This window comes from Pseudoalteromonas sp. 3J6, assembly GCF_903995135.1.
Lineage (GTDB): Bacteria > Pseudomonadota > Gammaproteobacteria > Enterobacterales > Alteromonadaceae > Pseudoalteromonas.
Map to the genome: position 1 here is coordinate 220,209 of NZ_LR877185.1, position 12,420 is coordinate 232,628.

A 12,420-nucleotide genomic window follows, 5' to 3' on the forward strand; every position below is an offset into this window, starting at 1 on the left:
AATGGCGGTATTGTAACCTATCAAATAGGCACTCGCGAATGCTGTTATAAAAAATAGGCAATAAAAAAGGCGACCTAAGTCGCCTTTATATAAGTAGGGAGGATTAATCGCCCCTTACTTTAATACCTTTCTTTTCCATGCCACGGTAGATGATTAACATCTGGACAATAGAGATAAGGTTAGACACTAACCAGTAAAGTACTAAACCAGATGGGAACCATAAGAAGAACACAGAGAAGATAACCGGCATAAAGGTCATCATTTTTTGCTGCATTGGATCGGTAACCGTCATAGGTTGTAGTTTTTGCGTTATGAACATACTCGCACCAAATAAAATTGGTAATACGTAGTATGGGTCTTTCGCAGAAAGGTCAGTTAACCAAAGTACAAATTCAGCATGACGTAGTTCTGTTGATTCTAAGAATACATAGAACAAGGCTAAGAAGATTGGCATTTGCAGTAAAATAGGGAAACAGCCACCCATAGGGTTCACTTTTTCTTTACGGTACATTTCCATAGTCGCTTGGCCGAATTTTTGACGATCATCGCCATACTTTTCTTTTAGCGCCTTCATCTTAGGCTGTAACGCACGCATTTTAGCCATTGAGGTGTACTGTGCTTTAGTCAGTGGATACATTAATGTTTTAACGATAATAGTGATGGCAATAATTGCTACACCCCAGTTACCTAAAATACTGTGTAACCATTTAAGTAGCACAAATAACGGCTGCGAAATGAAAAACAACCAACCATAATCAACTGTTAAGTCTAGGTCTGGATGAATGGCTTCAAGTTTATCTGACTCTTTAGGGCCCATGTAATAAGTTGCAGTAAGTACTTGCTCACTACCAGCTTGAACATTTACCGCTTCGTCTTTAACACCAATAATAGCCGCATTACTTTTAGTAATTAAACTATAAAGAGTATTAGTTTGATCTTGCATTGGTACCCAAGCACTTACAAAGTAATGCTGAATAAAGGCAACATAACCACCTTGAGTATTAATACTGAGGTTTTTATCAGCCATGTCTGAAAAACTGTACTTTTCATATTTCTCTTCGCTAGAGCCATAAGCAGCACCAAGATAGTTCTGGTCAACTAAGCTACCTTTTTCTTGCACAGTACGTTTAATTTGCGTGTAAAGCTGTACTTGAATTGGCTCAGCAGTGGTGTTGTTTACAGTGTACTCAAGAGCAACGTCGTATTGGCCTTTTTTGAATACATAGGTTTTAGTAAAGGTAACACCTTTGCTATCAGTAAACGTTAAAGGAACACGCAGTTCATCACCATTCATTGTATAGCTTTTTTGCTGTGTACTATAAACAGGGCGGCCATTTGCAGATGCATCTGGGCCATTTAAACCAATTAAACCACTTTGAGAGAAGTATTGATTGCCATCAAACTCACCCAAAAGCATAAAGGGTGTTTCTTCACCTTTTACTTCTTCGTATTGCAGTAGGTCTGATTCAACAATATCACCACCGCGGGTATCTATTTTTACAGTGAATACGTCAGTTGTGATATCGATTACTGAACGTTTTGCACTGATTGCTGCAGTTGGTAAATCACCGTCTGTTGACGAAGGTACATAATCATCAGAATCAGGTGAGTTAGATTGTAGTGTTTGTGTGTTGGCACTAGGATCGGCTTTTGGTGTGTTGTAGTCATTATTCCACTCTTGAAATAATAAAAACGACACTAGCATTAGGCCGATGAATAAAAACGTGCGTTGCGATTCCATAACAGCTCTTATTTCTCGTGTTGGTGGTTAATACGGGTTAATTTTTCAGGTACGGGGTCGTCTCCGCCTGAATGTAAAGGATGGCATTTTAATATGCGTTTAACTGCTAACCAACTCCCTTTTACCGATCCATGCAAATTAATTGCTTGAATAGCGTAACTAGAGCATGTTGGATTAAAACGACAATGCGGACCTAATAGCGGGCTAATCCACTTTTGATAACCGCGGATAAATAAAACTAAACAACGTGTTGGTAAAGCAGCAAGTGGTTTAAGTAACCTCATGTTGTACATGCCCCTACGTTATGTTTAGTGAATAGATACCATGTATTTAAAGACTCACTATGAGATTTTAAACGCATGATTAAAAGGTGAGCTAAAGATACCTTAATTAACCCTGTAATTCTATTGCTATTGGGTTTGTTTAGTCGATTTAGCTGATTTGTTTGGGCGTTTTTTAAATGGTGGCGGTTTAGGGGCACCAGGTTTGCAGCGTTCATTAATCTTACGCCACAGCTTTGTAAGTTGTTTGGTTAATTCTTCATTAGACTGTTCATCAATGCCACTTTTAACCATCAACACAATATCAATATTATCGAGCGTGTGTTGGTTTAAACGAAAACTTTCGCGAGCAAGACGTTTAATACGGTTTCGTTGACATGCCTTTTTTACACGTTTTTTAGCAACAGTAAGGCCTAACCTAGGTTTAGACTGGTCACTTGGTTTTGCTAATAAGGTAAAGAAAGGAGTTGCAGCCCGAGCGGGTTCGTTAAATATGCGAGAGTAATGCGAGGGAGTTAACAGACGTAACTCCCTGCCAAAGCTAAAGTCTTCCACTTATAAATTAAGCAGAAAGAACTTTGCGGCCTTTAGCACGGCGACGAGCTAATACTTTACGGCCATTTACAGTTGCCATACGAGCACGGAAACCGTGTGTACGTTTGCGTTTTAAAACGCTAGGTTGAAAAGTTCTTTTCATAACAATCTCATCCGATCGGTTAAAGTTAAAACATCCTATGCAGGTCGCGATCCTGGCACAGGTGCCATTGCGAGCGCGAGATATTATAGATGAAGTGACGAAAAGTCAATCATAATAGAGTGCGTAAAGCATGTTTATTTATGATCAATTTTCATGATCCGATAGGATCATCATAAATAAGAAGTTTTCCACAGCCCCTGTATAAAAAGTGAATAAAAGCATGGGAAAAGTAAATTAGATCGTAAATTGTGGTCGCGATCTGCTGCCAGTTTTGTTATGATCTCTAATCAAGCTTTAAAATAAAAAGCTATTTAAATCAGTCTGTTATTATATTTATACATCGATATCAACAATTTTACAAAAATCAATCTTTTACTTGTGGATAAAGTGCATTCATAATAGTCGGTCTTGGGCTGCTTATTGAGCCATTTAAACGCAATACAGGTGTGATTTTTGAATCATTATTGATGTGCGGAAATAAAAATTATATCTCTGGGAGTTTTACTGTGTATCTGTCGGTTTGGCAAAGTTGTTTATATGTATTGCAAGATGAATTGCCTTCGCAGCAATTCAGTATGTGGGTCAGACCACTTCAAGCAGAAAGTACCGAAGATACCTTGACGATTTATGCGCCTAATCGTTTCGTACTTGATTGGGTGAGAGAGAAGTACTTAAATAGAATAAATGAATTATTGGTAGAAATTTGTGGTGTAGAAGCACCCGAGTTACGCTTTGATGTAGGTAGCAAGCCGCTATTAAATGCACAAGCTGCACCAGTGGTTGAAACACAATCAGCGCCAAGCACGCAATCAACGGCAAAACAACAACCTCGAGAACAAAAACCGGTTGTAGAACCAGCTCCTAAATCTGGTTATAAATCAAACATTAAAGAAAACTATACCTTTGATAGCTTTGTTGAGGGTAAATCTAACCAATTAGCAAAAGCGGCTGCCACTCAGGTAGCAGACAACCCTGGCTCTGCATTTAACCCTGTATTTATTTACGGTGGTACAGGCTTAGGTAAGACGCATTTATTACATGCGGTAGGCAACGGTATTATGGCCAATAAGCCCGATGCTAAAATTGTTTACATGCATTCAGAACGTTTCGTTCAAGACATGGTTAAAGCACTGCAAAATAATGCGATTGAAGAGTTTAAGCGTTATTACCGTAGTGTTGATGCATTAATGATTGATGACATTCAATTTTTTGCTAATAAAGAACGTTCTCAAGAAGAATTCTTTCATACCTTTAATGCATTATTAGAAGGTAACCAACAAATTATTTTAACCTCTGACCGTTACCCTAAAGAGATTGAGGGGGTTGAAGATCGTCTTAAATCTCGTTTTGGTTGGGGATTAACCATCGCGATTGAGCCGCCAGAGCTTGAAACACGCGTTGCTATTTTGATGAAAAAAGCCCAGCAAAGTAAAATTAACTTACCGCATGAAGTGGCATTTTTTATTGCGAAAAAATTACGCTCAAACGTACGTGAGCTTGAAGGTGCATTAAACCGTGTAATTGCTAACGCAAACTTTACCGGCCGCCCAATTTCTATCGACTTTGTAAAAGAAGCACTGCGTGATTTATTAGCGCTGCAAGACAAACTAGTCACCATAGACAACATTCAACGTACGGTTGCAGAATACTATAGAATACGTGTATCTGATTTACTGTCTAAGCGCCGTAGCCGCTCTATAGCAAGGCCTCGCCAAGTTGCTATGGCATTATCTAAAGAACTCACTAATCACAGTTTACCTGAGATTGGGGATGCTTTTGGTGGGCGTGACCATACAACAGTACTGCACGCGTGTCGCAAAGTTAAATCATTACGTGACGAAAGCCACGAGATTAAAGAAGATTACCAAAACTTAATAAGAACATTGTCATCTTAGGGCTGACTTTATTATGCAAATAACAATATCAAGAGAACAATTTTTAAAACCATTGGTACAAGTATCGGGTGCCATTGAGCGTAAGCATACGTTACCTATTTTATCTAACGTATTGCTCGTGGTAGAAAATGGCCAGCTTTCAATGACAGGGACCGACCTTGAAATTGAATTAGTGGCGAGTGTATTTGTGGGTGACGATGTTGCCGATACTAAACTTACATTGCCGGCTAAAAAATTACTCGATATTTGTAAAAGTTTACCGGATGGCTCTGATCTTACTTTAAGCTTGCAAGACCATCAGCTACTTTTAACCAGTGGTAAAAGTCGTTTTTCATTGACCACTTTAGCTGCTGAAGATTTTCCTAATTTAGAGCAGTGGGATGGTGAGGTTGAGTTTCAACTAACGCGTTTAGAGTTGCGTAAATTACTTGAAAGCACACACTTTTCAATGGCAAACCAAGATGTGCGTTATTACTTAAACGGCATGTCGTTTGAAGTTGATAACAGCGATATAAAAACAGTTGCCACTGATGGGCACCGTTTAGCTATTGCACAAAAACAACTAGGTCAGTCGTTAAATACACAGCGCCAATTAATTATACCGCGCAAAGGCGTGCAAGAAATTATGCGTCTAATGGTTGCTGATCAAGAGCTGGTAACTATTCAGTTTGGTGCCAACCACATTCGTATTATTGATATTGAATTTACCTTTACGAGTAAATTAGTTGATGGTCGATTCCCTGATTACCGTCGTGTTTTGCCGCGCGGTGGCGATAAGGTAATTACCGCGAATCGTGAATGGCTTCGTAATGCGTTTCAGCGTGTGTCGATTTTATCGAACGAAAAGTTTCGTGGTGTACGCTTAAATTTATCAAACGGTTTATTAAAAATTACAGCCAACAACCCAGAGCAAGAGCAAGCTGAAGAAGTGGTTGAAGTAATGTACGAGGGTGATGACCTAGAAATAGGCTTTAATGTCTCTTATGTATTAGATGTATTAAATACATTAAAAACCGAAGATGTATTATTTACCCTTGCCGATTCAAACAGTAGTGCACTTATAGAAGGTGCGGGTGATGAAGAAGCTATGTACGTTGTTATGCCAATGCGTTTATAAGATCATAAATACATAATGAGCTTAAGTCATTTGAGCCTCAAATATTTTCGTAATATTGAGGCACTGACGCTAGAACCAGTTAATGGCGTTAATATAATTTATGGTGAAAACGGCAGCGGAAAAACCAGCCTTTTAGAGGCTATTTATTACCTTTCTCACGGCAAATCTTTCCGAACCTCTAAACATAAAAGCATCATCGCTCATCAACAAGATCAGTTTGTTATTCATGGCCGAAAAGCGTTACACGATTTATCTATTCCAATAGGGATAAGTAAAACCCAAACGGGTGAAACCAATTTAAAAATACAGGGTAAGGCGAGTCGAAAAGTATCTGAACTTGCTCAACTTATGCCTGTGCAAGTTATCACACCAGAAAGCTATTCATTATTTTTTGGTGGCCCTAAAGAGCGCAGAAAGTTTTTAGACTTAGGTTTGTTCCACGTGGAACATGAGTTTTTTTTCTTGTGGCAATCGTTTAATAAAGTGCTAAAACAGCGCAATGCATTGTTGAAATCTAAGCCTAAGAATTATTTTGACCAAATCAAGTTTTGGGATAAAGAATTTGTTAGACTGGCTGAACAAATAAATAAATTAAGAATCGCGTATATAACTAGGTTTAAGCAGCAGTTTTTTGATAAAATGTGTGCAGAATTAACGCTAATACGCGATCTAGAAATTAGCTTTAATGCAGGCTGGAAAGAGGCCGAATCTCTTTCTGATGCGTTAGAGCAAAGCTTTGAGCGAGATGCTCGCCAAGGCTTTACTAGTAAAGGCCCTCATAAGGCTGATTTTAGTTTTAGTGTCGCTGGCAGCAGTGTTGAGAATGTATTCTCACGCGGGCAGTTAAAGCTATTGTTGTATGCGTTAAAAGTAACGCAAAATAGTTTGATTGAGTCAGAGACAGATAAGCAATCTATATTGCTAATAGATGATTTACCTTCAGAGCTAAGCGAAGATACAAAAGAGAAAGTGGGTCAGTTATTGACACATTGCAGTTCTCAAATATTTATTTCTTCAATTTTATCTGAAAGTATTTCTGCTGTGGTGGAACCCATGAAACGAGAACTAAAAATGTTCCACGTGAAACATGGCAACCTAATAACAAGATAAGTGGGATTAACCATGTCTGAGAATTATGATTCGTCGAGTATTAAAGTACTTAAAGGATTAGATGCAGTAAGAAAGCGTCCTGGTATGTATATAGGGGACACCGATGATGGTACGGGCTTACACCACATGGTGTTTGAGGTCGTTGATAACTCTATCGATGAGGCCTTAGCAGGTCACTGTGATGATATATTTGTCACAATTCACTTAGACGGTTCGGTATCTGTAAGAGATAACGGCCGTGGTATTCCTACTTCTATACATGAAGAAGAAGGTGTATCTGCAGCTGAAGTTATTATGACGGTATTACATGCTGGTGGTAAGTTTGATGATAACTCTTATAAAGTATCAGGTGGCTTACACGGTGTTGGTGTATCGGTAGTAAATGCATTATCAGAAAAGTTAAAACTAACTATTCGTCGTGAAGGTAAACTTTACGAGCAGTTTTACACTATGGGTGTTCCAGATGCACCACTTGCAGCTATTGGTGATTCTGAAACAACCGGTACTGAGTTACGTTTTTGGCCAAGTGCAGAAACGTTTACTAACCTAGATTTCCATTACGATATTTTAGCTAAGCGTTTACGCGAGTTATCGTTTTTGAACTCAGGTGTAAGCATCATTTTAAATGATGAGCGCGAAGAAAATAAGAGTGACCATTTTAAATACGAAGGTGGTATTAGAGCGTTCGTTGAATACTTAAACCGTAATAAAACGCCTGTACACAAAGGGGTATTCCACTTTACTCACGAACGTGAAGAAGACGGTATTAGTGTAGAAGTATCAATGCAGTGGAATGATGCGTTCCAAGAAAACATTTACTGTTTTACTAATAACATTCCACAACGTGATGGTGGTACTCACTTAGCTGGTTTTAGATCTGCGCTAACACGTACGCTTAATAACTACATGGAAAAAGAAGGCTTTAACAAAAAAGCTAAAACAACCAGTAACGCAACGGGCGATGATGCTCGTGAAGGCTTAACGGCTGTTGTTAGTGTTAAAGTACCTGATCCTAAATTCTCATCACAGACAAAAGACAAGCTAGTATCTAGTGAAGTTAAGTCTGCGGTTGAGCAAGCAATGGCTGAAAAATTCACTGAGTTTTTATTAGAAAACCCAATGGATGCAAAAATTGTTGTCGGCAAAATTATTGATGCAGCACGCGCGCGTGAAGCAGCCCGTAAAGCACGTGAAATGACCCGCCGTAAAGGTGCTATGGATTTAGCTGGTTTACCGGGTAAACTAGCGGATTGCCAAGAAAAAGATCCAGCCCAATCTGAACTATACATAGTGGAGGGTGACTCAGCTGGCGGTTCAGCCAAGCAGGGTCGTAACCGTAAGAATCAAGCGATTCTTCCGCTTAAAGGTAAAATCTTAAACGTAGAAAAAGCACGTTTTGATAAAATGTTATCTTCGCAAGAAGTGGCAACGCTAATTACTGCATTAGGTTGTGGTATTGGCCGTGACGAGTATGACCCTGAAAAATTACGTTATCATCGCATCATTATCATGACCGATGCCGACGTGGATGGTTCTCACATTCGTACTTTGCTACTAACATTTTTCTACCGTCAAATGCCGGAAATTGTTGAACGTGGTTACATTTATATTGCTCAGCCTCCACTTTATAAAGTGAAAAAAGGTAAGCAAGAGCGTTATATTAAAGATGATCCAGCATTAGTTGATTACCTTACATCTTTAGCGCTAAGCAATGCAGCACTCTACACTAGTGATAGTGCTGAAGCAGTTGATGGTGAAGCATTAGAGTCAATTGTTCACGATTATCAAAACACGGTTAAAGTTATCGAGCGCTTAAAGCGTAAGTATCCGAACACAGTTATGAACCGTTTGATTTACCAAAGTGAGCTGAAAAAAGAACACCTTTCAGACGAAGCTAAGGTAGTTGCTTGGACTAAAGAGCTGGTTGATGACTTAATTGAACGTGATGAAGATGCAACTATTTTCAATGCGGGAACTGAGCACGATACAGAGCGTAACTTGTATTATCCAGTTGTGAATATTCGTCAGCATGGTGTGGATAAAGCACACGTACTTCATTATGACTTTATTACATCAAGAGACTACCAACGTATTGCTGTAACTGGTAAAAACATTGCTAATATCATCACTGAGGGTGCATATATCCAACGTGGTGAGAAAACAAAACCTGTTGATAACTTTGTGGATGCATTGGAATGGTTGATCGCAGAGTCTAAGCGTGGGATCTACATTCAACGCTACAAAGGACTAGGTGAAATGAACCCAAGTCAGCTTTGGGAAACCACCATGGATCCTAGCGCACGCCGTATGTTGCAAGTAACAATTGAAGATGCTGTTGCAGCGGATCAATTATTTGCCACATTAATGGGCGATCAAGTTGAGCCGCGTCGTGAGTTTATTGAAACGAACGCACTGCGTGTGGTTAACTTAGACGTATAAAACATTATCGTAATCACAAAAAAGGAGCCTTAGGCTCCTTTTTTATTTTTTCAAACGCACAAACTGCTTAAAACCTGAGTGTGCACAAGGTATACTGAGGGTAATTTTCACGCTACTTCTCAGATAGTAAAAAGCCAAAATATGCAAAAATATGACGTTAAAACCTTTCAAGGTTTGATCCTGGCTTTACAGGATTATTGGGCACAGCAAGGCTGTGTCATTATTCAACCACTTGACATGGAAGTGGGCGCAGGGACATTTCACCCGCAAACATTTTTAAAATCAATTGGCCCAGAGCCAATGTCGAGCGCATACGTTCAACCGTGTCGTCGTCCTACCGATGGTCGTTACGGTGAAAACCCAAACCGCTTACAACATTACTACCAATTCCAAGTTGTGTTAAAACCATCACCAGACAATATTCAAGAGCTTTACTTAGGTTCTTTAGCTGCTGTAGGTATTGATACCTTAACTGACGAAGTTCGCTTTGTAGAAGATAACTGGGAATCACCTACATTAGGTGCGTGGGGCCTAGGTTGGGAAATTTGGTTAAATGGTATGGAAGTAACGCAGTTTACTTACTTCCAGCAGGTGGGCGGTTTAGAATGCTCACCGGTAACGGGTGAGATTACTTACGGCCTAGAGCGTTTAGCAATGTACATTCAAGGCGTAGATAGCATTTACGACCTAGTATGGGCAGACGGTCCATTTGGGCGCGTAACTTACGGTGATGTGTTCCATCAAAATGAAGTTGAGCAATCAACCTATAACTTTGAACATGCAAACGTAGCCGACTTATTTGAACAGTTTGATAAATGTGAAGCTGAGAGCCAAAAGCTAATTGAAGCAAGCCTACCATTACCAGCCTACGAGCAAGTAATGAAAGCATCGCACGCATTTAACTTATTAGACGCACGTCATGCTATTTCAGTAACTGAGCGTCAACGTTATATTTTACGCGTTCGTGCGTTATCAAAAGCGTGTGCACAAAGTTATTACGATGCACGTGAAGCACTTGGTTTCCCGCTGTGTAAGGATAAGTAAGCATGTCAGCAGAAAATTTATTAGTAGAAATTGGCACCGAAGAGTTGCCACCAAAAGCACTTCGTAAATTAGCCGAAGCCTTTGCTGCAAACTTAACAGCAGAATTAGAAAGTCTAGAACTAGGTCACCAAGGTGTGAACTGGTATGCATCGCCACGTCGTTTAGGTTTACAAGTAAAAGCACTTGAAGCTAAACAACAGGACAAAGAAGTTGAAAAACGTGGCCCTGCAACTAAAGCCGCTTTTGATGCTGAGGGTAACCCAACTAAAGCAGCCATGGGTTGGGCTCGTGGTTGTGGTATTGAAGTAAAAGATGCGCAAACACTAGAAACAGATAAGGGCGCATGGTTATTGCACATAGCTAAAGTAGCAGGGCAAGAAACCAAAACGTTAATGACCGACGCTATAAGCAAAGCGCTAGCTAAACTACCTATCCCTAAACCAATGCGTTGGGGTGCGAATAAAACACAATTTATTCGTCCTGTGCATACGGTAACTATTTTATTCGGTAGTGAACTGGTTGAGGGTGAAATTCTTGGTAAGCAAGTGAGTAATCAATTGCAAGGCCATCGTTTTCATCACCCTGAAAAAATTAGCATTGATCATGCTGATGATGTGTTTGATGTACTTAAATCAGCTTACGTTGTTGCTGACTACGAACAGCGTAAAGCACAGATTCGCGCGCAAATAGAAGATGCAGCCAAAGCAGTTAATGCCGTTGTTGCTATGGATGAAGACTTACTTGAAGAAGTTACTTCATTGGTAGAATGGCCAGTAACGCTAACAGCCACATTTGAAGAAGCATTTTTAGATGTACCTGCTGAAGCGCTTATTTACACCATGAAAGACGATCAGAAATACTTTCCGTTATTAGATCAAGACGGCAAACTTTTAAATAAGTTTTTGTTTGTCTCTAACATCGAAAGTAAAGATCCTAGTGTAGTTATTTCTGGTAACGAAAAAGTAGTGCGCCCGCGTTTAGCTGATGCACAGTTCTTCTTTGAAACAGATAAAAAGAAAACATTAGAAAGCCGTTTAGAGTCTCTTGATAGCGTATTGTTCCAAAAACAACTTGGTACGCTTAAAGACAAGTCACAGCGTATTAGTGAACTAGCTGGTTACATTGCCGAGCAACTTGGTGCCGACAAAGAGCTAGCAGCGCGTGCAGGCTTATTAAGTAAAACAGACTTAATGACCGAAATGGTAATGGAATTTACCGACGTACAAGGTGTAATGGGAATGCATTACGCGCGTCACGATGGTGAAGCAGAAGAAGTTGCAGTGGCACAAAACGAACAATACATGCCACGTTTTGCCGGTGATAACTTACCAACTAATTTGATCAGCTGTGCAGTCGCCATTGCCGATAAGTTTGATACGCTGGTGGGTATTTTTGGTATAGGCCAAGCACCAAAAGGTGATAAAGACCCATTTGCACTTCGTCGTGCTGCTATTGGTGCATTACGTATCATGGTAGAAAAACAGCTACCGCTTGATATTTTAGACCTGGTTGCTAAATCACAAACTCTGTTTGGTGAAAAGCTAACTAACCTAAATGTATCAACAGATGTGTTTGACTTTATGCTAGGGCGTTTCCGTGCTTGGTATCAAGATGAAGGTATTGAAGTAGATGTGATTCAAGCCGTACTGGCGCGTCGTCCAACCAAGCCTGTTGATTTTGATCGCCGAGTTAAAGCCGTAAGTCATTTCCGTACATTAGACGCCGCAGAATCGCTTGCAGCGGCTAATAAGCGTGTAAGTAATATTCTGGCTAAAAATAACATTACAACGCAAGGTGATGTTGATCAGAGCTTATTAAGTGATGATGCTGAAAAAGTGCTTGCTTCGCAAGTTGCAAAATTTGCCACTGATTTAGCACCACTGTACAGCGATGGAAACTACCAAGAGGCATTGAGCCAATTAGCAGGCATTCGTGAGAGTGTTGATAACTTTTTTGACAATGTCATGGTAATGGCTGACGATGAAGCAGTTAAGCAAAACCGTCTTGCGCTTTTAAGCCAGCTTAGCGGGTTATTTTTAGAAATTGCAGATATTTCTGTGTTACAAAAATAACAGCTTATAGCTATTTAAAAAGCC

General features: G+C 39.8%; 10 protein-coding genes. 6 read left to right on the top strand and 4 right to left on the bottom strand.

Annotated elements, in window-relative coordinates; translation table 11 throughout:
- Positions 1-103: 103 nt before the first annotated feature.
- From yidC to rpmH, 4 genes are all read right to left on the bottom strand, one after another.
- On the bottom strand, positions 104-1,741 hold the full coding sequence (gene yidC, locus P3J6_RS00980) for a membrane protein insertase YidC (protein ID WP_138608896.1): 1,638 nt from the start codon (positions 1,739-1,741) through the stop codon (positions 104-106).
- 8 nt (positions 1,742-1,749) lie between these two features.
- Positions 1,750-2,025, bottom strand: coding sequence for a membrane protein insertion efficiency factor YidD (yidD, locus tag P3J6_RS00985; RefSeq protein ID WP_024601490.1), 276 nt, complete (start codon positions 2,023-2,025; stop codon positions 1,750-1,752).
- A 126-nt stretch (positions 2,026-2,151) separates the two neighbouring features.
- Positions 2,152-2,577, bottom strand: coding sequence for a ribonuclease P protein component (gene rnpA, locus P3J6_RS00990; RefSeq protein ID WP_008467046.1), 426 nt, complete (start codon positions 2,575-2,577; stop codon positions 2,152-2,154).
- A 7-nt stretch (positions 2,578-2,584) separates the two neighbouring features.
- The gene (gene rpmH, locus P3J6_RS00995) at positions 2,585-2,719 is read right to left on the bottom strand and encodes a 50S ribosomal protein L34 (RefSeq protein ID WP_008112968.1); all 135 of its coding nucleotides are present in this window, start codon (positions 2,717-2,719) and stop codon (positions 2,585-2,587) included.
- 506 nt (positions 2,720-3,225) lie between these two features.
- Between rpmH and dnaA the strand changes: the two genes are divergently transcribed.
- The 6 genes from dnaA (at position 3,226) to glyS (ending at position 12,396) form a co-directional block, all read left to right on the top strand.
- Positions 3,226-4,614, top strand: coding sequence for a chromosomal replication initiator protein DnaA (gene dnaA, locus P3J6_RS01000; protein ID WP_024601489.1), 1,389 nt, complete (start codon positions 3,226-3,228; stop codon positions 4,612-4,614).
- Between the two features lie 13 nt (positions 4,615-4,627).
- Positions 4,628-5,731, top strand: coding sequence for a DNA polymerase III subunit beta (gene dnaN / locus P3J6_RS01005; protein ID WP_008112965.1), 1,104 nt, complete (start codon positions 4,628-4,630; stop codon positions 5,729-5,731).
- Between the two features lie 15 nt (positions 5,732-5,746).
- Positions 5,747-6,841 (top strand): DNA replication/repair protein RecF, encoded by a 1,095-nt coding sequence (gene recF / locus P3J6_RS01010; protein ID WP_055013149.1) that lies wholly within the window; start codon positions 5,747-5,749, stop codon positions 6,839-6,841.
- 12 nt (positions 6,842-6,853) lie between these two features.
- Complete coding sequence (gene gyrB / locus P3J6_RS01015; RefSeq protein WP_198522022.1) at positions 6,854-9,280, top strand: DNA topoisomerase (ATP-hydrolyzing) subunit B; 2,427 nt, start codon at positions 6,854-6,856, stop codon at positions 9,278-9,280.
- A 141-nt stretch (positions 9,281-9,421) separates the two neighbouring features.
- A complete protein-coding gene (glyQ, locus tag P3J6_RS01020; RefSeq protein ID WP_010392717.1) occupies positions 9,422-10,324 on the top strand; it encodes a glycine--tRNA ligase subunit alpha in 903 nt (300 codons plus the stop codon).
- Between the two features lie 2 nt (positions 10,325-10,326).
- Positions 10,327-12,396, top strand: a complete 2,070-nt coding sequence (gene glyS, locus P3J6_RS01025; RefSeq protein WP_178954440.1) for a glycine--tRNA ligase subunit beta — start codon at positions 10,327-10,329, stop codon at positions 12,394-12,396.
- The last annotated feature ends 24 nt before the right edge of the window (positions 12,397-12,420 follow it).